Here is a 20,966-nt window from a genome sequence, read left to right on the forward strand (position 1 = left end):
CGGCGGCCGCTCACCCCTTCTCATGTGCAGGCTAACAAGTCATCAGACCCCTTCATTCCGAGGCGAGTTGCAGCATTCTGTTAGGAGTTCTTAGTCCGTACCGCCCCCGCGGTTCGGTCATCCGGTCATCCGGTCATCGAGCAGCATCAGGGTGCGCCCGATCCGCCGCCGGTCACGGCACCACCGCGTGTTCCACCAGCAGCCGGGCCGCGGCGGCGATGGACTCCGCGTCGATGCCCGCGGCGTGCAGTTGCTCGGCGGGCGTCGCCGAGCCGGGCATCGTACGGACCGCGAGGCGCACCAGACGCGGTACGGGCCGTCCGTCGACGAAGGCGTCGAGGACCGCGTCGCCGAGGCCGCCCTCCTCCCGGTGGTCCTCGACGGTCAGCAGGCATCCGGTGCGTTCGGCGGCCTCGCGCAGGGTGGCCCGGTCGACGGGCTTGACCGAGTACAGGTCGACGACCCGTACCCGGATGCCCTGCCCGGCGAGGGCGTCGGCGGCCTTGAGCGCCTCGTGGACGGTGACTCCCGCGGCCACCAGGGTGAGCCGGTCCTCCGCACTGGCGCGCAGCACCTTGCTGCCGCCGACCGGGAACTCCTCGGTGGGGCCGTAGATGACCGGCGTCTTCCCACGGGTGGTGCGCAGATAGCGGATGCCCTCGCGGCCGGCCATGGCGGCGACCAGCTTGGCCGTCTGGTTGGCGTCGCACGGGTACAGGACGGTCGAGTCGTACACGGAGCGGAACATCGCGAGGTCCTCCAGGCCCATCTGCGAGGGCCCGTCCTCACCGATGGCGCAACCGGCGTGCGATCCCACCAGGTTGATGCCGGAGCCGCTGATCGAGGCCATGCGGACGAAGTCGTGGGCGCGGGTGAGGAACGCGGCGAACGACGCGGCGTACGGCACCCAGCCACGCGCGGCCATGCCGACGGCGGCGGCGACCATGAGCTGTTCGGCGATGTAGCACTCGAAGTAGCGGTCGGGGTGTTCCTTGGCGAAGTACTCCGAGCGCGTGGAGTCGCCGACCTCGCCGTCCAGGGCGACGACGTCGCCGCGTGCGCCGCCGAGCGCGGCGAGCGCCTGGCCGTAGGCGTCCCGGGTGGCGACCTCGTCGCCGAGGTCGTAGCGCGGCAGCTCCAGATGGCCGCCCTGGACGGCGTGCAGCATCCGGGCGGCGGGCGGCGGCTGGACCTCGACGTGCAGGTTCCGCAGGCCGCCGAGTTCCTCGATCGCCTCCACCGGGTCCGGCAGCGGTTTGCCGTGCAGGCCCTCGCGGTCCTCGACGGCGGCGACGCCCTTGCCCTTCAGAGTGCGGGCGAGGATCACGGTGGGCTGTCCGGTGGTGGACTCGGCCTCGGCGTAGGCGCGGTCCACGGCATCGACGTCGTGCCCGTCGACCTCGACGGTGTGCCAGTCGAAGGCCGTGAACCGGCGTGCGTAGGCGTCGAGGTCGTGTCCGTGACGGGTGGGCCCGCGCTGGCCCAGCCGGTTCACGTCGACGATCGCGGTCAGGTTGTCGAGATGCTCGTGCCCGGCGTGCTCGGCGGCCTCCCACACGGACCCCTCGGCCAGCTCGCTGTCCCCGCACAGCACCCAGACCCGGTATCCGGTGCGGTCCAGCCGCTGCCCGGCCAGGGCGATGCCGACGCCGACGGGCAGCCCCTGGCCGAGGGAGCCGGTGGCCGTCTCGACCCAGGGCAGCCGGCGGGGCGTGGGGTGCCCTTCGAGCCGGCTGCCGAGCTTGCGGAAGGTCAGCAGCTCGGTCTCGTTGATCGCCCCGGCCGCCCGGTACGCGGCGTACAGCAGGGGCGAGGCGTGGCCCTTGGAGAGGACGAACCTGTCGTTGCCGGGGTGGGCGGGGCGTTCGACGTCGTAGCGGAGGTGCTGGGCCAGCAGGACCGCCATCAGGTCCGCGGCGGACATCGAGGAGGTCGGGTGCCCGGAGCCCGCCGCCGCGGCGGCGCGGACGCTGTCGACGCGCAGTTGCTGGGCGAGTTCGGTGAGCTGACGGGTGTTCATGACGCATCCTCCGTACCGGACTTCTCGGGGGCTTCCGGCACCCGGGCCAGTTCGGGCGACGCCGTGTCCAGCGGCACGTTCCAGGAGCGGACCAGCCCCAACTGGACGGCCTGGCGCGGCAGTACGGTGTCCAGGAGCCAGTCGGCGGCCACCCGGACGCGGTTGCCCGGCAGCGCCGCCAGGTGGTAGCCGCGGGTGACCGCGCCTGCGAGCGGCCCGGACAGGGGGACGCCGAGCGGGTTGGCGGCGGCCTGTGCGCCGCCGAGGTCCACGACGAAGCCCAGGTCGCGGTGGCGGTAGGGGCGCCGGTCGCCGATGCCCAGGGAGGCCGCGACATTGATCGCGGCGACCTTGCCTTGCCGCCAGGCGTGCTGTGCCGTCATCGGCGTGTACCGGCCGGGTTTGTCGAGATCGGGCACGGCGGCCGCGTCCCCGCAGGCGAACACATCGACGTGGCCCGGCACCCGCAGATACGGGTCGACCAGCAGTCGGCCGCGCTCCAGGGGCCGTCCGAGGCCCTCGACGAGCGGATCGGGCCGTACGCCGACACACCAGACCAGGGTGCGGGTGGCGATGAACTCCCCGTCCGTCAGCAGCACTCCGTCGTGGGTCGCCTCCTTGACAGAGACGCCCATCCGCACCTCGACGCCGCGGTGGCGCAGGATCCGGTCGGCGGTGCGGGAGAGCCGCTCGTCCAGCTCGGGCAGCACGCGGGACGCGATGTCCAGCAACAGCCAGCGCGGGCGCATCCCCGCGCGCAGCGGCTGCTTGCGCACCAGCGCGTCGGTGAACAGCTGTCCCTGCGCGGCGACCTCCGTTCCGGTGTAGCCGGCGCCGACCACCACGAAGGTGCAGCGGGCGGCACGGTCCCCGGGGTCGCCGACCGCGGTGGCCAGCTCCATCTGGCGGGTCACGTGGTCGCGCAGATACAGCGCCTCGGGCAGACCCCGGAAGCCATGGGCGTTCTCGGCCACGCCGGGGATGGGCAACAGCTTGTTGACACTGCCGACGGCGAGCACCAGCCGGTCGTGGCCGAGGGTGCCGCCCCGCCCCTCGGGGTCGGTGTAGGGCACGGTGCGCGCGTCGAGATCGATGCCGTCGGCCTCGCCGAGCACCAGGCGGACCTGGCGCAGGGTTCCGGAGAGGGAGACGGTGACGCGTCGCGGTTCCAGGAGGCCGACGGCGACCTGGGGCAGCAGGGGCAGATACAGAAAGTAGTCCGTCGGGTTCAGCAGGGTGATCGCGGCCCGGCCGCGGGTCAGCCGGGAGAGGGTGCGGGCCGTCCGGTAGCCGGCGAATCCGGCACCGACGATGAGGATGCGAGGTCGACTCACGTTTCGCCTCCGGCGAGGTCGCGCGTACGTCGTCGTCTGCCTGCCGGGCGCACGAACGCCGCCCGTGGAGACCTTCCGCGTTTCCCAGGCCAGGACACCCAAACCCGACAGGTCAGGCATTTCGCCCCCAACCTCGCGGTCACCCGCCCGGAGACCGCGGCGAGAACCCCAGGACCGACGCGGGACGCCTCGTTTCGGGGGATCCCCTCCCCTGGCGTCGGCCGCGGCGGCCTGGCCCCCGCCGTCATGGCGGTGCCCAGGCCGCCCGCCGGCGGGCCGGCACCGATCCTCCCCCGGTTGTGGGAGAGCCATTCCCCGCTGCCGGCGGGCAGGAACTCCGCGTCGAACCGCCCGTACGCCCCGCAGCCGCGGCCGCGCGGGCCCAGACGCGGACAACGCCCCGCGCCCCGGCTCGCACGTCCCCCCGCTCCGGGGCAGAGAGGCCTGGATCCGGCGGAAACGATCTCCACCCTCGGGCGTCCCCAACTAGGCTTTTACGCATGGAGATTCTGGGGGCCTCGCTGCGTGTCTGCGTCGACGATCTGGAGACCGCGGTCCACTTCTACGAACGTCTGGCGGGCAGCAGAGCTCTGCGTTTCGAACGCGGTGGTGTGCAGGTGGCCGCGGTCGGTTGCTTCCTGCTGATGAGCGGGCCCGCGACCGAACTGGAGCTGTTGCGCAAGGTGGCCGCGACGATCGCCGTCGAGGACGTCGAGGAGGCCCATCGCGTGCTGACCGACCTCGGTGCCCGGGTCATCGCGGGCCCGATCCCGACAGCGGTGGGCCACCATCTGATCGCGGCGCACCCGGACGGGGCGGTCTACGAGTACGTGGACCGCCGGCCGCCCGCGTAGCGGCTCACGTTCCGGGCCGCATCCGGAAGTCGTAGCACGCCGGCAGCGGGTCGGCGGTGATCCGGGCCCACAGCTCGTCGATCACCTCGGCGCCCTCCCGCAGGTCCGCGACCTCGAACCCCTCGTCGAAGACGGCCCGCGCCGCCTCGCGGTCCCCCTCGGCGAGCAGCAGCCGGGCCTCGATCAGCCGGAAGCGGCCGCGCTCGCGCGTCACAGGGTGGAGGCGGTGCCACACGGCCCGCGCGTCCCGGGTGCGGCCCACGGCCAGCAGTGCGTCGAGCGTCTCACGACCGAGCGCCGAGGTGACGGCCGTCCAGGTCTCGCCGTCGTCGCGCCGCTCCCGGCACAGGTCGTCGAAGGCCTCGGCGTACCGGTCGGCGGCGCGCTCGCGGTGGCCGGCCTCCTGGTCGGCCACCGCGAGACAGCGCAGCAACGGCCACGAGGACGGGGCGAGCGGCAGGGCGCGCTCCCAACTGCGCACCGCCTGCGCGCGGTCGCCCGCGTGCCACTGGGCGATTCCCAGGTGATACTCCGTCAGCGGCCGTGCGGGCGCGGTCTCCAGCATGTCCCGCCAGTGCGGCGCCACGAGCGTCTCCCCCGGCGGTCCGACCCGCCGCGGCTCGGGGAACGATCCCGACCGCAGCAGCTCCAGCCAGGGCATCTGCGCGTCGCCGAGCGTCGCCTCCTCGAACGGTGTGCCCGGCAACGCGGCCCCCGTGCGCAGCACTTCGAGCGCGCCCCAGCCCGAACCGGCGGCGAGCACCTCATCGGGTCCGGCGTCGGCGTACGGCCGCCATGCCGCGTAGGCGGCGTCGACGCGCTCGCGCGGCAGGCAGGCCCTGAGGCGTGCCTCGGCCGCGCGCAGGACGCCGGGCCACTCCCCCTCGCGCTCGGCGCGCAGCGGCCCGTACGCCTCCAGCCATGACACCTCGCTCTCCGCCTCCAGCGGTAGGTGTTCGAGCTGGGTGCGGGCGAGCCCGGCCTGGATCTCGCAGTAGCCGCCGGTGCCGGGTTCGGTGAGCCACTCCTGCCAGCGGCGCCCGCCGGTGCCCGTACCCCAGACGAACAGCTTCCGGCCGCGCAGCACATCGGTCGATGTCTGCACCAGTCCGTGGCCGTCCTCGCCGAGCGCGGCGATCCAGCGGCGCCGTCCGTCGGGCACCTCGTAGAAGTAGTCGGCGGGGTGGACGCCGTTCGCGGGGTAGGTGCGGTCGGCGCCGCCGTACGAGGGCACGGGCACCCGGTGCAGGCGGCGCTCGTAGCCGAAGTGGTAGGCCTCCTCGGCGGGTGCGAGCACCCGGCACTCCTCGGGTACGGCGATGTTGGACCACCAGTAGAGGGGTACCGGCCGGTCGTGCGGGTTGCGGATCCGGACGCCGACGTACAGGAAGTCGGATCCTTCCGGCAGCCACAGGTCGACCTGGAACGGCAGGTCGCGCAGGCGTTCCCACTCCCACAGGCGCAGCATCTCCCCGCCGTCGGGCGCGGGGACGCGGGCCGCGTGCAGGGGCGAGCAGGAGAGGGTGGTGTGGCCGGTGGCGCCGATGTTCCATTCGATGCCGCCGGAGAACCAGGCGCCGTTGAGTGCGAAGGAGGCCGGCTGGAACACCGGGTTGCGGTAGAGGAGTTCACGGCCGGACGGCTTGTGGAACAGTGACGCGACGCGTCCGCCGAGGCCGGGCAGGACGGTGGCGCGCAGCCGGTCGTTCTCGATCACGAGGGTGTCGAGGTCCCGGGGCGCGCGCCGTCTGGCGTAGCCGTCCCGGACCCGCACGGGCAGCAGGCTGCGCAGCGGCTCGTAGCCGATCTGGCGGGCCATGTCGCGCGGCAGGCCGTCCCTGTCCCGGTCCTCGATGCGGTGCGTCTCGTCGAGTGTCCGCAGCGGGGGGAGCGGGTTGTCCGGTCCCAGTCCCGCGGCGGGCAGTGTCACTGTGTCACGTCGGATCGTCGTCACGATCGCCATGGAACCCGGCAGCCGACGAGCTGACCAGGGGCTGCGCCGGTCAGGATTCCGCAAAAGCGGCCCTGTTCAGGGGTGGCCGTCCGGTGCGCGTACGGCTCGGCCGGCCCGCGGGGCTCGGTCAAGGCGTCGCGAGCCGGGCGCCCCTTGTGTTCGGATCTCTTGCGCCCGTCGGCGCGCGGTGGCCGTAGGCGAGCGCCGGCGGTCCGGGCCCGGGCGGACGCCTACCCCGCTGCCGTACCGGCCACGCCGAGCAGGAGCTGGCACACCAGGCGCACGGCCGGGTCGTCGATGTCCAGGCCGGAGATCTCCTTGATCCGGCCGAGCCGGTAGCGCAGCGTCGTCACGTGCACCCCGAGGCGGCGTGCCGTGGGGCCGGCCTGTCCGCCGCAGTCGAGGTACGCGCTCAGGGTGGCCGTGAACTCGCTGTGCCGCCGCTCGTCCTCCTCGGCCAGGCGCCGCAGGCCGGGCAGGCGCAGTTCCGCGCGCTGGGCCAGCGTCTGCCGCAGCTCGTGCAGGATGACCCGCGGCCGGACCGCCTCATAGGCGACGAACCGGTCCGCGCCGTGGCCCGACCGGACGATTCCCACCGCGTCCTCGGCCTCCTGCCTGCGCCCGCTGAGCCGGCTCAGCTCGGGGCCGGTGGTGCTGATCGCGCCGCACAGCGAGTCGCGCAGGACCGGAACCGACCGGCGGACGATCTCCCGCCCCAGCCGCAGCGCGCTCTCGGGGTCGTGCTCGCCGGGCAGCGCCAGGATCGCGAAGACCATGCTCCCGATCCGTGCCGCCGCGACGTGCCAGCGGAACGCCTCGCACGACAGCGCCACATGGTCGGTGATGCGGTCCCACACCTCGTCGGGCAGCACCTCGTGGGACTGGGGGGCGAAAGCCAGGACACCCAGCGTCGCCTCCTGCATAAAACCCAGTTCGGCGGCGTGGCGGTGCAACAGGCCACGCCCCTCCAGCAGCTCGCGCACCAGGGCCCCTCGGCGGATCCGCTCGGCGCGGTGGCCTTCCTGATGCCGCAGCAGGTGCGGCACGGCGATGTCCGCGGCCCGGCGCAGCGCTTCCGCGGTGTTCGCGCGCAGCGGGCGGTCGCCCTCGGCGGCCCCCAGGATGCCGAGCAGCTGCCCTGATGCGCGCACGGCCGTGATCAGTCGGCGGCGTCTCTGCCAGGGTCCCGAGGCCAGGTCGACGACATCGGTGCCGGTGCACAGCCGCTCCAGGTCGCCGGTGTTCTCCAGGTGGGAGAGCCATTCCGGGGGCATGCGCCGGCCGAGGATCGCGGCGTTGCGGGCCGGGTCCACCTCCCCGGTGAACGAGGAGTACGCCAGCACACGGAAGTTGGCGTCCTCGATGATGGTCGGACCGCCGACCATGTCGGCGAACGCGTCCGCCAGCGCGAACAGGTCGCCGACCGGCACCTGCCCGGTCGCGTCGGGGTCCGGCGGGACCGACGGGTCACCGACCGGTGCCAGCAGCCGGGCGCAGGCCTGGATCGCCGGCGGCCACGCCGCCGACTCGTGCAGAAGGATCAGGGCCGCGCCGCAGCGGCGTGCCGCGTCCGCCCAGGCCGCCCGGGTGGCCTCGTCGGCCGGGTCCCGCACCACGACCCCCGCGCAGCCCCGCTGGAGCAGGGGCGGGGCGGGCACGCCCACGCCGAGCAGGACGGTGCCGGCCGGGAAGATCCTGCCCGGCTCCCAGGGAACGGCGTCCGTCACGGGGCTGTCCGCCACGGGAGGGGCCACGACCAGCCGCGCGCTGTCGCCGAGCCCCCGGACCAGGTCCTCGATCGTCGGCACGGCGACCTCGCTTCCTTGAAACAGAGGAATGAAGAGTCCGATCTTCCTCATGTCTGCGGAACTCATGGGGGACTGCCGAGCTTACAGTTCCCAGCACCGCGGTTCAGCGCGCAGCGCAGCCCGTAGATCCGGAGACCAGACCGGGCAGCACGGATGCGTGTGAGCGCGCACCACCCGAGCCGCGCGGCACATCAAGGAAGGCGGGACTGATGACCACCAGCGAGGCACACGAGGTCCAGCACGCGGACGGCATGGCCATCGAGTGGGACGTGCCTCTCCTCATGGACGACGGCGTCGTGCTCAGGGCGGACGTGTTCCGCCCTGACGCGGCCGGAACCTACCCCGTCCTCGTCACCTACGGTCCCTACGCCAAGGGTCTGCCGTTCCAGCAGGGCTATCCGTCCGCTTGGGAGCGCATGGTCGCCGAGCATCCGGACGTGTCCGCCGGGTCGAGCAACAAGTACCAGAACTGGGAGGTCGCCGACCCGGAGAAGTGGGTCCCGCACGGTTACGTCTGCGTGCGGGTCGACTCCCGCGGCTGCGGCCGCTCACCCGGGTACATCGACCACTTCAGCGCGCGCGAGACCCAGGACTTCCACGACTGCATCGAGTGGGCGGGAACCCAGCCCTGGAGCAACGGCAAGGTCGGCATCGCCGGCATCTCGTACTACGCGATGAACCAGTGGCTCGTGGCCGCCTCCCAGCCCCCGCACCTGGCGGCGATCTGCGTGTGGGAGGGGTCCTCGGACTGGTACCGCGAATTCGCCCGGCACGGCGGCATCCTGTCCACCTTCGGCGAGAACTGGTACGACATGCAGATCAAGAGCGTCCAGCACGGGCTCGGGGAGAAGGGCCCGCGCAGCCCGCTCACCGGCCGCCTGGTCTGCGGCGACGAGACCCTGGACGAGGCGACCCTCACAGCCAACCGCATCGACTACGGGCAGAGCCAGCGCGACCACTTCCTGATCGACGAACACGCCCGCGAGCGCATGCCCGACTTCGGCAAGATCACCGTACCGCTGCTGTCCGCCGGGAACTGGGGCGGTCAGGGGCTGCACATCCGCGGCAACATCATGGGCTACCTGCGCTCCGCCTCCCCGGACAAGTGGCTGGAGATGCACGGACTGGAACACTGGACCGAGTTCTACACCGACTACGGCGTCGGCCTCCAGCGCGAGTTCTTCGACCACTTCCTCAAGGGCCAGGACAACGGCTGGGACCGGCGCCAGCCCCTGCAACTGCAGATCCGCCAGGTCGACGGCAGCTTCGTGGAGCGCCGCGAGAGCGCCTGGCCCCTGCCCGGTACCCAGTGGACCAAGCTGTTCCTCACCACGGGGGACGTCGGGCTGAGCGAGGAGCCGGGCCCGTCCGCCTCGGTCGGCTTCGACGCGCTCGGGGAGGGCATCACCTTCTCCACGCCGCCGCTCCCGCACGCCACGGAGATCACCGGGCACCTCACCGCCCGGCTGTTCGTCGAGTCCAGCACCAGGGACGCCGATCTCTTCCTGGTCGTACGGGCGTTCTCCCCGGACGGCGACGAGATCGTGTTCCAGGGAGCGATCGATCCCTACACCCCGGTGAGCCAGGGATGGCTGCGGGCCTCCCAGCGCAAGCTCGATGCGGGCCTGTCGACCGAGTACCACCCCGTGTACGCACACGACGAGGTCCAGCCGCTGACACCCGGCGAGATCTACCAACTCGACATCGAGATCTGGCCGACCTGCCTGGCCCTGCCGGCCGGCTACCGCCTGGCACTCACCGTTCAGGGCAAGGACTACGAGTTCCCCGGAGCGGCCCGCCAGCGCCTGTCCAACTTCAAGAACGACCTACGCGGATCCGGGCCCTTCCTCCACGACGACCCGAGCGACCGGCCAAAGGAGGTCTTCGCGGGCCGCACCACCCTGCACCTGGGCGCCGACCACCCGTCCTATCTTGTGCTTCCCGTCATCGCCTAGTCCTGTCTTTCGCAGGTCCTTCGTTGAGGTGGCTCTGCGCCGGGGTGGGGCTGGGGCGTTGAAGACGGTGTGCCCGCCTTCACTGGTCCGGCCCGTGTGGGACCACCTGATGCCGCTGGCCGGGCCGCCCGGCGGCGCCGTCTTGGAAGGCTGGACGCTGCTGGCCGCACTGGCCGCTCGCACCACCAGACTCCGTCTCGGCCTGCTCGTCACCAGCAACATGCTGCGCGCCCCCGCCCACCTCGGAAAGATCGCCACCACCGTGGACGTGATTTCCAAAGGGCGCCTGATCATGGGCCTGGGCGTCGGCGGCACCCGACAGCCCGACGACCCCAACCCTGCCGTCGCCGAGTACGCCGCCTACGGCATTCCGCTCCCGAGTCCCGGTGAGGGCCTGACCCGCCTCACCGAGACGATCACCATCCTGCGCCGCATGTGGACCAAGGAGGCCTTCGACCACGATGGCCCCTTCACCACCCTGCGCGGCACCCGCAACGGCCCCGGCCCGGTCCGGCCCGGCGGCCCACCGCTGCTGCTCGGCGGCTGGGGCGACCGCACGCTGCGCATCATCGCCGAACACGCCGACATCTGGAACGTCCCCGGCCCGCCCCACAACAGCACCGACTGGATCGCCGAACGCGCCCGCGCCCTGGACGCGCACTGCGCGGCGATCGGCCGCGGCCCCTCCGAGATCACCCGCTCCGCGCAGATCATCGTCGACTACGCCGACCCCGCCGCCACCCGCGCCCACGTCCGTGCACTCGCCACCGCCGGCATCCGACACGTCGTACTCGCGCTGCCCCGCCCCTATCCGGACAAGGCCGCTCGCCGGCTTGTCGACGGGATCGTCACCCCGGTCCGAGGGAACAGCGCCTGACGGCGTCTCCGCTACTCGGCCGCGCATCGCCCCCCTGCCCCGACAGGATCCGGGGCGCGGGTGCGCGGGGTGCGCATGCAGCCCCAGGACACGGCGACGGGGAGGGGCAGCATGCGCAATCCAGGCGCGGTCGAGCACGGTGTACCAACTGCGGCGCCATCACCCAAGTTCCACCACTACGGCCCGCAGCCGGCATCAGCTCCCCAACCCGCGGCTCGGCCCGCCGTCAACGAACTCTCAACCTACGTACGGACAGCGCAAAGCAGTCTGCCCAGCCTCGGCAAGGGGCACTGACAACCTCCTTGGCTGACACTGCCAGCCATGCGAATGCCCGGGTCAGTACATCTATCCCCCCCCGCGAGTTCGCGAAAACTGAAGGCGCTTCAACGGGAACTCGAGGGTCTGACGCCCCGATATGAGGGGGTCGCCCCGTGGGTTTGCCTTGAAGCCGCGGGTCGGCTTCAAGGCAGACCCAAGTAAAGTCGAAACAGACGTCGAGTGGATCTTGTAAGGCGTTCCCGTTACGTAGGGTCGCTCTTGGTGAATGCCTGCCGGCTGTGCGCGAGCAATTCACGTACCCCGGGGCTGTGCGCGCTCTTCCAGATCAGGGCGAGCACTGCGGGTGTATCGACGTCATCGATGGTGTGGGTGGTGAGCCGGTCACGATAGCGCGCGGCCATGGAGTCGCTGAGGATGGCTACGGCGAGCCCGCGGGCGGCGAGGTCGGCAATGGCGTCAGCAGCGCTGGCTTGAAGTGCGATCGCTGGTTGGAGACTCTGTGCGGCGCAGGCCTGGTCGAATACCGTGCGCAGGCCGGTGCCGCGCGGCATGCACACGATCGGGTGGGCGACCAGGTCGCGCAAGGTGACCCGTCGCTGTTTCGCCAAGGGGTGACCGGCCGGGACTGCCGCGACGAGCCGCTCGCTGACGATGGTCAGCGCGTCCAGCCCGTCGGGGGTGGCGGTTGCGGCCCCGATGAGTGCCAGGTCGATGATGCTGGCGCGCACCTGCTCGATGAGCCGGTCGGAGCTGTCCTCCACCAGTGAGATCTCCACGCCGGGATGCGCTTGGTGGAACGCGGCGAGGGCGTCGAACAGCGGCGTGAGGGTGCAGCCGATGACCATTCCGACGGTGAGCCGACCGCGGATCAGGTCGGTCACCTCGCCCACCGCCTGGCCGACTGCGCCAGCGGCGGCGAGCGCGGAGCGGGCGTGTTCGAGCGCGGCCTTTCCCGCGACCGTGAGGGTGACGGTGCGGGCCGACCGGTCGAACAGCTCGGCGCCGAGTTCCCGTTCCAACTGGCGGATCTGGGCGCTGACGCCGGACTGGCTGATGTGGACCCGTTCGGCCGCCCGGGTGAAGTTCCGTTCCTCGGCGACCGCGACGAAGTATTCCAGCTGCCTCAGATCCATGACTGCAGATTCTAGCTTGCAGAAGATTCATCTATTGGACTTCTGATCAGGGGGCGGCGACGCTGGGAAGCGCCGAAGCCCGACGTCAGGAGGAATCCATGCCGGAGTACGAGAAGGCCATGCGCCCCGAAGACATCACCCGATTGTTCGTCGACCTCGATTCTTCCGAGGGCTGACGGCGGCAGTGCGAGCGGCTGGCTGCCCGATATGTCCCGTGCCGTGTCGGGACTGGCCGTCGCATGACGCTGCGGGGGCGTCGGGTTCCACGGTCCCGAGGGTGCTGCGGTCCTCTCCTCTCTGGTCTCGTCGGGGTGGAGGCCGGCCGTCAGGTGAGGGCTGGAAGCTGGTGAGCCCGCTGCCAGGCGGTGGTGAACGCTGCCGCCCAGGGCCAGGTGCGGTCGAGGTGCAGGGTGCGTCGGCGGGCGTGGGTGGTGAGCCGGGCGGGCAGATGGTAGAGCTTCATGCGGATCGTCTCCGGTTCGGCCTTGGCCAGTTCGGGCTCGTCGTGCAGGAGGAGGAGCCGGGTCCATGCGTCGAGGTCGGCGGCGAGCGTGGCGGCCAGCGCCCAGGCGGCGTTGAGCTGCCAGGACTTCGAGGGCAGCAGCCCGAGGCCGGCCCGCTTGATCGCTTTGACGCGGTCCTCGACCTCGGCGTGATCACAGAGGGCGTCGACGAACCACACCTGCCCGGAGGCGGGCACCCCGGAAAGTCCCTGGTGGGCGGGGATGTTCGTGGCGATGATCTGGTAGCGCCAGCCGGTGCGTTTCTCGAACGCGGTCAGCTTCTTCAGATCACGGCGGGAGGGCTTGACCCGGCGCACGATCAGCCGCATCCCGGTCGGCCAGCCGGTCAGGTCACGGACCCCGGTCAGCTCGGCGACCTGGTAGGAGACCGTGTCGCCGTCGGGTCCCTTGATCTCGTGGACCTCGCCGTCCTGCCGCAGCGCGGCCGTCCACACGCTCTCGGGCAGCAGCGCGACGGCCTGCTCGTCCGTGGCGTTGATGGCCCAGCCGGTCACCCAGCGCACCCGGCGCCGGCTGGTGGTCAGACTCTGGAGATGGTCCAGGACCTCGTGGCTGAAGGCCGCGCCGTCGATCCGCACCAGCAGCTTCGACCACAGCGGCAGCGGGAGCTGCTGAAACGCCGAGGCCAGGACGCTCTTGTGGTCGTCGACATCGTTCGGTGGCGCGTTGCCGGGCCGCAGCAGCATGGCGACGCACTCACGGGTGTTGGCCACCCATGCCCCCAGCGGCATGTGACCGAAGCTGCCCTTGAAGGTGCCCGCCGCGCCTTCCTTGGCGCTGGTGCAGGTCACGATGGTCGCATCCAGGTCAAGGACATACCAGCCGGTCAGCTCCCGGCCGCACACCGAGATCCAGGGGAAACCGCCAGGCCGCAGGGCGAGAAGCGTCCACACCACGCGGCGTGTCACAGCGCGGACCCGACCGATGCGGGCCGCGACCGGGGCGTCGATCGCTGCCAGTGCGCGACGCAGGGTGCTGTCCGAGACCGGCTGGCCGAACACCGCCCGCCAGTGCCGCTGAAGCTGTTCGGCCTCCAGGACATTTGTCGCGCCGAGCGCGATGGCGCAGGCCAGCTGGACCAGCGCCACCCCGCGGTCCCGCCAGCCCGGCCCGGTGCCCTTCGGCAGCGCGGCGCCCAGGGCCCGGGTCAGCCCGACACGGTCGGCGACCTTCCGCAGCAGTACCACCCCCGCGTGACCGATCAGGTTCTTGCCGTCGGCCCGCACGACGAGCCGGTGATCCCATTCGGTAACCTGCACCTGTTGGGTGTCTCTTCCTCGCGACGTTCTTGATCTCAGCAGTCAGATCATCGCAGGTGGGAGACACCCTTCTTCTGTCGGGACGTCAGATCACTTTCATAGCTGAATACATGAGGTCGAACGATCCAACGCCGGTGACGCGGCCGGGGTCGCCGCACTCTACGAAGAGGATGCGGTGATGGCCTACCCGCCCGGCGACCGGACGGTGGGCCGGGAGGCAATCCGCGCGCTGTGGGAGATGGTGCTGGCCAACCGTCCCCACTTCGAGCGGGAACAGCCACTGCCGACGCTGATCAGCGGCGACATCGCCCTCACCTCGACCCCGCCGAAGGACGGGGCCGGCGCCCGAGCGCAGGTCGTCCGGCGCCAGCCGGACGGAAGCTGGCTGCGCCTGCTCGACCAGCCCGAGTTCACCCCGCCCACCCACTGAGCTTCTCGCCCTCCCTTGAGTTCGCGAACTGAAGACTGTTGAGCGTGGATCCGAGGGGCCGGTACCCCGGTATCTGGGAGTGCGCTGTCCGCGACCGGCTGCAAGCGTGCAGGCCCCGCCCCAGCTGAACCGGGCGGACGTGACTGCACGGAGGCAAGCCGACGAAAAGAGATGCCATGAAAGCTGGCCGGGAGCCTCAGAGCGTGGTGGTGAACGGGACCGTGTTCGGTGGGTAAGCGGGTGGGGGACGCCTCGAACGATCTTGCTGGCCGGTCGGCGTGCATGGAAGAACGGGCCTCTTGGCAGAGACGAGGTTGTCGACCAACTCTGTGCCATGGAGGCCCGTTGCTGTCCCAGTCCACCACCTCCGAGCCGGCCGGTGCCGCTTCGGCCATCCCGGCGTGTGACTGCTACGTCCACCAGTTCGGGGCGATCGGCGAGAGTGCCCGTCCTGCGTACTATCCGACCGACATGACCCACGCGGAGTGGGCTCAGGTCCGCGCCTCGATGCCGGCGCCGGCCTGGTCGGAGGGCCGGGGCGGCCGTCCGGAGGAGTACTGCACCGGGAAATGATCGATGCTCGGGGCACGGGCCGTTCCTGATCACCGGCAGGAACGGCCCGATCAACTCCCCATGGTCATGGGCGAGTTCCGCACGCGCCGTTCGGGCGTCCCGCCGGCTCGGGCCTGTGACCCGGAATCCACCCGCCCGCGCCCTGATCCGCACCAGGAATTCTGCCTAGTCACGGACCATCTCGGCGGTGATGGCCCAGCGTTCGTGGTCGCGCCAGGCCCCGTCGATGTAGAGCATGTCCGGTGAGAAGCCCTCCAGGCGGAAACCGCAGCGCCGGGCGAGGGCGATCGAGGCGGCGTTGCCGGGCTGCACGTTGATCTCCAGCCGGTGCAGTCCCATCGGCCCGAACGCATGCCGCACCACCAGGCCGAGGGCCTCCGCCATCAGCCCCCGGCCGGCGGCGTGCGCGAAGGCGCCGTAGCCGAGTGCTCCGGACAGGAAAGCACCCTCGACGATGTTGTTGATGTTGATGAATCCGGCGATGGCCCCGCTGTCCTTCTCGCACACCAGGAACCCGGCCCTCGTCGGATCGTCGATCAGCCGGCCCACGTAGGCCGCGTAGGCCCCCGCGGTGTCCGGCGGGAAGAGCCACGGGTGGTGCAGGTCCTTGCTCTCCCGTGCCCTGGCGGTGAATTCGGCCTCGTCCTCGGGGGTGAAGTGGCGCATGCCCACGCGGGGGCCTTCGGCGAGATATCCATGGGTCTCCGGCACACCGCCACCCTATGTGTCCCGCCGGTCCCCGCGCCGCGCGGTCACGCCAGCGCCGGCTCGTCCAGCGTCAGCGTCCCCGCCTCCGCGTCCAGCTCGGCCCCCACGCCGAACGGGATCGTCAGCGCGCCCTCGCCGTGCCCGAAGCCGAACTCCTCGGCCACGGGCACCCCCAGGCCGCCGAGCCGGTCGGCGAGGACTCGCCGCAGCAACTCGTAGGGACCGCACTCCTTCCAGGAACCGAGCGCGATCCCGGCGATCCCGTCCAGCCGGCCAGAGCGCAGCAACTGGGTGAGGATCCGGTCGATGCGGTACGCCTCCTCGCCGATGTCCTCGATCATCAGCAGTCCTCCCCGGGCGCCGGACCGGGCGTGCGGGGTGTCCAGTTCGGCCGCGAGCAGGCTCAGGCAGCCGCCGAAAGTGACGCCCCGGGCGCGTCCGGGCACGAGCGCCGTCCCGCGGCTCGTCCGGATGCTCGTCACGGACTCCGGCTCGAAGAGCGTGGCCCGCAGATGCTGCTGCGCCCGCGCGTTCTTCAGGAAGTCGACGGCCGACACCATCGGCCCGTGCAGGGTGACCAGGCCGAGGCGGACCGCGAACGCCTCGTGCAGCGCGGTGATGTCGCTGAAGCCGACCAGCACCTTGGGCCCGGCGGCCCGCAGCGCGTCCCAGTCGAGCAGGTCCACCATGCGCTGTGCCCCGTACCCGCCGCGGGCGCACAGGACCGCGGCGACGTCCGGGGCGCACCACGCGGCCTGGAAGTCGGCGGCCCGGTCGGCGTCCGTGCCCGCGAGGTAGGGGAAGCCGGGGTGCCGGTCGAGGACGTGCGGGCCCACGACCGGGTCCAGTTCCCAGGCGCGCAGGATGTCGAGCCCGGCGGCCAGCCGTTCCTCCACGACGGGCCCGCTGGGCGCGACGACGGCCACACGGGCGCCGGGGGCGAGTCGGGGCGGCCGTACGAGAGGGGTCACGTGCTGAGCTCCAGGGTGGGTATGCCGGGCGGGTTCAGCCCGAAGACCTGCGCGTACAGCGACAGCTCGGCCTCCAGGGCACGCACCATGGTCTCAGCCCGCCTGAAGCCGTGCCCCTCGCCCTCGAAGGCGAGGTAGGCGTGCGGGATGCGCCGCCCCGCCAGGCGGGCGAGGAACCGTCGGCACTGGGCGGGCTTGCAGATGGGGTCGTCGAGCCCCTGGAGCAGCAGGAAGGGGGCGGTGATCCGGTCGGCGTGCTCGACGGGCGACCGCTCGGCGTACCGGCCGGGCACCTCGGCGTAGGGCCCCACCAGAGTGTCCAGATACCGGGACTCGAAGTCATGGGTCTCCCCCGAGCCGAAGCTCTTCAGATCGAGGACGGGATAGATGATCGTGCCGCAGGCGTAGACGTCCGTCGACGTCAGGGACATGGCCGCCGTCCAGCCGCCCGCGCTGCCGCCCCGCACGGCGAGCCGGCCGGGGTCGGCGGTGCCCTCGTCGGCGAGGGCGGCGGCGACGGCCGCGCAGTCCGCGACGTCGACGACGCCCCACTGTCCGCGCAGCCGGTTGCGGTACTCGCGTCCGTATCCGGTCGAGCCGCCGTAGTTCACCTCGACGACGCCGATGCCGCGCGAGGTGAAGTAGGCGATCTCCAGGTCGAGAACGAGCGGGGCCCGGCTCGTGGGCCCGCCGTGGGCCCACACCACATACGGCGGCCGCTCGTCGTCGGGCGCGGTGTGGCCGGGATGGTGCGGCGGATACACCTGCGCATGGATCTCGCGGCCGTCCGGCCCGGTGAAGGCACGGATCTGCGGCTCGGGGTAGTAGGCGGGGTCCACCGCGTCCTCGTGGGCGGCACCGACGACCCGGGCACCGCCGGTGCGGGCGTCCAGTTCGACCACCTCGTAGGCGGTGCGCGGGCTCGCGCCGACGGCGAGGATCCGGCTTCCGTGCACGGCGAGCGTGGCGGCGAACTCGGTCCAGGGGCCGGCCGCGTCGACGACCTCGCCGCGGTCCGGGTCGAGGATCCCCAGCCGGCTCGCGCCCCTGCCGTGCAGAACGGCGATCAGCCCGCTCTCCAGCGCCGCGAACCACCGCAGGCCGATCTTCCACAGCGGCCCGGCGAACTCCTCCTCGCGGGGGGCGAGCGAAGCGAGATGGGGGTCCCCCCTCCCGAAGGGTGGGGGAGGCACGCCGTCCCGGTAGAGGTTCCACCAGCCGCTGCGGTCACTGACGTACAGCAGGGAGCCGTCTGCCGCCCACTCGGCCTGCGGAACCGACTCCTCGGGGCCGCCGGCGACGGTGTACGGCTCCCGGAGTGTCCCGTCGTCGGTCACGGCGGCGACGATCAGCTCGGTGCCGTCCCACGGCATGCGCGGATGGTCCCAGGCGATCCACGCCGCACGCCGCCCGTCCGGGGACAGACGCGGGCCGGTGACGAAGCGGTGCCGCGCCTCGGTGAGTTCCCGCACGGCTTTACGGTCCTGCGCCGCGGAACCGTCCAGGGGCACGGCGGCCGCCACCCGGCGCACATCACTGGGCCCCGCGCCGGTGAACTCCTCCAGCACGCACCAGACCTCGCCGCGCTCGACATGCAACTGCGGGTCGACCCAGCGCAGTCCCCCGCCCACCGGCGAGAGGGGGGTGAGCGGGCGTGGCCCGTCCCCGGGCGCCGCGGGCTCGTACGCGTACAGCCGCTGGTCCGCGAAGTTGACGAAGACGAGCAGCGGGCCCTCGGGGCGCAGGACACCGGCCCAGGGGCGGCCGCCGTACTCCATGACCCGGCTGCGCACGTTCCACGGCGGGGGCAGCACCGATTCCTCCGTGCCGTCCAGGGTGCGCCGCACGAGCGTGCGGCGGCCGCCTTCCATGGGGCGCGGCTCGGTCCACCACGCCTCCTCACCCACGAAGTCCACCGACTCCGGCTGCCCGTCGTGCGCGGCGGTGAGCGCCGCGTCGATGGGCGAGGGCCATTCCCCGTAGGGCAGGGTCTGCTCCATCTCTCCTCCTCTAGGCCGTCCGCAGGAAGCGGTCGAGGACGCGGACCCCGAAGTGCAGGGCCTCGACGGGGACGCGTTCGTCGACGCCGTGGAAGAGGGCCTGGTAGTCGAAGCCCTCGGGCAGCTTCAGCGGCGCGAAGCCGTATCCGGTGATGCCAAGGCGGGAGAACTGCTTGGCGTCCGTGCCGCCCGACATGCAGTACGGCACCACGTGTCCCTCGGGCGCGAACTCCTCCACGGCGGCGCGCATCCGGGCGAACGTCGGCGCGTCCACCGGCGCCTGGAGGGCGACCTCACGGTGGTGGAACTCCCAGTCCACGTCCGGCCCGGTCAGTTCGTCGAGGGCGGTGCGGAACTCGTCCTCCGTGCCGGGCAGATAGCGTCCGTCGACGTAGGCGACGGCCTCGCCCGGGATCACGTTGACCTTGTAACCGGCCTCCAGCATGGTCGGGTTGGCGCTGTTGCGGACGGTCGGCCGGACCAGAGCGGCGGCCGGGCCGAGCTTCTCCAGGAGACCGTCGATGGCGGCGGGGTCGTCGAGGCCGCCGGGGTCGGCGTCGAGGCCGTACAGGGCGGCGAGTTCGGTGAGCGCGGCCCGCACGGTCGGGGTGAGCCGCAGCGGCCACTCGTGGGCGCCGATGCGGGCGACGGCGGTGGCGAGCCGGGTGACGGCGTTGCTGTGGTTGGGCTTGGAGCCGTGGCCGGCCCGGCCGCGGGCGGTGAGCTTGAGCCAGGCGGTGCCGCGCTCACCCGCCGCGATGGGGTAGATCCGCCGGCCGCTGCCGTCGTGGAACGTGAACGCGCCGGACTCGCTGATGCCCTCGGTGCACCCCTCGAAGAGGTGACCGTGGTGGTCCGCCAGGAACCCGGAGCCGTCCTGGGCGCTCGCCTCCTCGTCGGCGGTGAACGCGATGACGAGGTCGCGGCGGGGCCGCACGCCCGCGCGTGCCCAGGCCGCCACGACCGCGAGGATCATCGCGTCCATGTTCTTCATGTCGACCGCGCCGCGGCCCCAGACGACACCGTCGCGCACCTCCCCGGAGAACGGGTGCACGCTCCAGTCGGCGGCCTCGGCGGGCACCACGTCGAGGTGGCCGTGGACGAGCAGCGCGTCCGCGGAGGGGTCGGTGCCCTCGATCCGGGCGACGACGTTCGTCCGGCCCTCGGTGCGCTCCAGGAGCGTGGGCTCCAGGCCCGCTTCGGCCAGCCGCGCGGCCGCGTACTCGGCGGCGGGCCGCTCCCGGCAGTCGCCGCCGCCGCGGTTGGTGGTGTCGATACGGATGAGGTCGGACGTGAAGCGCACGACCTCGTCGAGTGCCTGCTGGTCAGCCATACTGCTCCTCCACCGCGGCCGAGACGATCGTGGTGACCGCCTTGAAGGTACGGATGCCCTCGTACATGGTGGCGCTCGTGTACGCCACCTTGCGCTCACCGATGCGGTCCACGCCCGGTACGACGGTGGCGGCCATCGCCAGGTGCTCGGCGTCGAATTCGAGGGACACGGTGAACGGGCCGCCGCTGACGGGCTCCTGACGTACCGCCAGCGAGGCCGCCTCCTTGGCGGCGGCGCGGATCTCGGCGGCGGTTCGGGCGGGGGTGCGGCACACGGCCGCGTAGCGGGAGACATGGTCCTTGACGGCGACCTTGAGCGCCTCCGGTGCGTATCCGAGCGCGTCCTCGCAGGCCACGTCGTCGCCGGTGATCAGGATCACGGGCACGCCGTACTCGGCGACGACCCGCGCGTTCAGCAGGCCCTCGCTGGCGCGGACGTCGTTCAGCCAGACGCCGGTGATGGAGTTGGCGAGGTATGTGTGCGCCAGTACGCCTTCCATGCCGGCGCCCGCGTGATAGCCGATGAACGCGATGCCGTCCACGTCGCCGTGCTGCACGCCCTCCACCATGGACAGGGACTTGTGACGGCCGGTGAGCATCTGCGCCCGCTCGTCGAGCCGCTCCAGGAGCAGATTGCGCATGGTCCAGTGCGCCTCGTTGATCAGCACCTCGTCGGCGCCGCCGTCGAGGAATCCGAGCACGGCGGCGTTCACGTCCGAGGTGAACATCGCCCGGCACCGCTCCCATTGCGGCGTCCCGGGCAGCACGTCGGCCGGCCAGGTCACACCGGTGGCGCCCTCCATGTCGGCGCTGATGAGGATCTTCATGGCACGAAACCGTACGCGTTCGTGACGATGCGTGACCAGCCCTGTGGACAAGTGTCCTCGGCACGGCTGCCCGGTGCGGACGGTGAGCGCCGGCCGGGGCCGACCGGGGGCCGGCCACGGCCGGGGCG

General features: G+C 71.9%; 16 protein-coding genes. 5 read left to right on the forward strand and 11 right to left on the reverse strand.

The features are described 5' to 3' along the window. Positions 1-172: 172 nt before the first annotated feature. Both ACWD5Q_RS30780 and ACWD5Q_RS30785 read right to left on the reverse strand, forming a co-directional pair. Positions 173-2,020 (reverse strand): transketolase, encoded by a 1,848-nt coding sequence (locus ACWD5Q_RS30780; RefSeq protein ID WP_451430355.1) that lies wholly within the window; start codon positions 2,018-2,020, stop codon positions 173-175. Then, on the reverse strand, positions 2,017-3,354 hold the full coding sequence (locus tag ACWD5Q_RS30785; RefSeq protein ID WP_451430356.1) for an NAD(P)/FAD-dependent oxidoreductase: 1,338 nt from the start codon (positions 3,352-3,354) through the stop codon (positions 2,017-2,019). Before ACWD5Q_RS30785 ends, ACWD5Q_RS30780 begins: the two co-directional genes overlap by 4 nt. A 500-nt stretch (positions 3,355-3,854) precedes the next feature. Here ACWD5Q_RS30785 and ACWD5Q_RS30790 point away from each other — a divergent pair, with 500 nt between their 5' ends. Further along, entirely contained in the window at positions 3,855-4,208 is a 354-nt protein-coding gene (locus tag ACWD5Q_RS30790; RefSeq protein WP_451430357.1) for a VOC family protein, read from the forward strand. 4 nt (positions 4,209-4,212) lie between these two features. On the opposite strand, the gene ACWD5Q_RS30795 is transcribed toward ACWD5Q_RS30790, so the two are convergent. Further along, entirely contained in the window at positions 4,213-6,171 is a 1,959-nt protein-coding gene (locus ACWD5Q_RS30795) for a DUF5107 domain-containing protein (protein WP_451430358.1), read from the reverse strand. A 221-nt stretch (positions 6,172-6,392) separates the two neighbouring features. Continuing rightward, positions 6,393-7,970, reverse strand: coding sequence for a PucR family transcriptional regulator (locus ACWD5Q_RS30800; protein WP_451430359.1), 1,578 nt, complete (start codon positions 7,968-7,970; stop codon positions 6,393-6,395). 209 nt (positions 7,971-8,179) lie between these two features. Here ACWD5Q_RS30800 and ACWD5Q_RS30805 point away from each other — a divergent pair, with 209 nt between their 5' ends. Further along, a complete protein-coding gene (locus ACWD5Q_RS30805) occupies positions 8,180-9,925 on the forward strand; it encodes a CocE/NonD family hydrolase (protein WP_451430360.1) in 1,746 nt (581 codons plus the stop codon). A 94-nt stretch (positions 9,926-10,019) separates the two neighbouring features. Beyond that, positions 10,020-10,802 carry an LLM class flavin-dependent oxidoreductase gene (locus ACWD5Q_RS30810; protein ID WP_451430361.1) on the forward strand — a complete coding sequence of 261 codons (783 nt, stop codon included), beginning with the start codon at positions 10,020-10,022 and terminating at the stop codon, positions 10,800-10,802. A gap of 521 nt (positions 10,803-11,323) precedes the next feature. Here the strand turns inward: ACWD5Q_RS30810 and ACWD5Q_RS30815 are convergent. Together ACWD5Q_RS30815 and ACWD5Q_RS30820 are read right to left on the reverse strand one after the other, a co-directional pair. After that, positions 11,324-12,214, reverse strand: a complete 891-nt coding sequence (locus ACWD5Q_RS30815; protein WP_451430362.1) for a LysR family transcriptional regulator — start codon at positions 12,212-12,214, stop codon at positions 11,324-11,326. Between the two features lie 325 nt (positions 12,215-12,539). Beyond that, the gene (locus tag ACWD5Q_RS30820; protein WP_451430363.1) at positions 12,540-13,997 is read right to left on the reverse strand and encodes an IS1380 family transposase; all 1,458 of its coding nucleotides are present in this window, start codon (positions 13,995-13,997) and stop codon (positions 12,540-12,542) included. A 106-nt stretch (positions 13,998-14,103) separates the two neighbouring features. On the opposite strand from ACWD5Q_RS30820, the gene ACWD5Q_RS30825 reads away from it, so the two are divergent. Both ACWD5Q_RS30825 and ACWD5Q_RS30830 read left to right on the forward strand, forming a co-directional pair. After that, complete coding sequence (locus ACWD5Q_RS30825; protein ID WP_451430382.1) at positions 14,104-14,427, forward strand: YybH family protein; 324 nt, start codon at positions 14,104-14,106, stop codon at positions 14,425-14,427. Between the two features lie 345 nt (positions 14,428-14,772). Next, on the forward strand, positions 14,773-15,000 hold the full coding sequence (locus ACWD5Q_RS30830) for a hypothetical protein (RefSeq protein ID WP_451430364.1): 228 nt from the start codon (positions 14,773-14,775) through the stop codon (positions 14,998-15,000). A gap of 165 nt (positions 15,001-15,165) precedes the next feature. Here ACWD5Q_RS30830 and ACWD5Q_RS30835 read toward each other — a convergent pair whose 3' ends face one another. The 5 genes from ACWD5Q_RS30835 to ACWD5Q_RS30855 form a co-directional block, all read right to left on the reverse strand. After that, on the reverse strand, positions 15,166-15,666 hold the full coding sequence (locus ACWD5Q_RS30835; protein WP_451430383.1) for a GNAT family N-acetyltransferase: 501 nt from the start codon (positions 15,664-15,666) through the stop codon (positions 15,166-15,168). An 86-nt stretch (positions 15,667-15,752) separates the two neighbouring features. Beyond that, positions 15,753-16,679: a S66 peptidase family protein gene (locus tag ACWD5Q_RS30840; protein WP_451430365.1), complete on the reverse strand. Its 927-nt coding sequence runs from the start codon at positions 16,677-16,679 to the stop codon at positions 15,753-15,755. Next, the gene (locus ACWD5Q_RS30845) at positions 16,676-18,679 is read right to left on the reverse strand and encodes an LpqB family beta-propeller domain-containing protein (protein ID WP_451430366.1); all 2,004 of its coding nucleotides are present in this window, start codon (positions 18,677-18,679) and stop codon (positions 16,676-16,678) included. The genes ACWD5Q_RS30840 and ACWD5Q_RS30845 overlap by 4 nt, the downstream gene beginning before the upstream one ends. 10 nt (positions 18,680-18,689) lie before the next feature. Next, positions 18,690-20,012 carry a M20/M25/M40 family metallo-hydrolase gene (locus tag ACWD5Q_RS30850; protein WP_451430367.1) on the reverse strand — a complete coding sequence of 441 codons (1,323 nt, stop codon included), beginning with the start codon at positions 20,010-20,012 and terminating at the stop codon, positions 18,690-18,692. Next, the gene (locus ACWD5Q_RS30855) at positions 20,005-20,838 is read right to left on the reverse strand and encodes a M55 family metallopeptidase (RefSeq protein WP_451430368.1); all 834 of its coding nucleotides are present in this window, start codon (positions 20,836-20,838) and stop codon (positions 20,005-20,007) included. Before ACWD5Q_RS30855 ends, ACWD5Q_RS30850 begins: the two co-directional genes overlap by 8 nt. Positions 20,839-20,966: the final 128 nt, after the last annotated feature.

Source organism: Streptomyces sp. NPDC002513 (assembly GCF_053595355.1).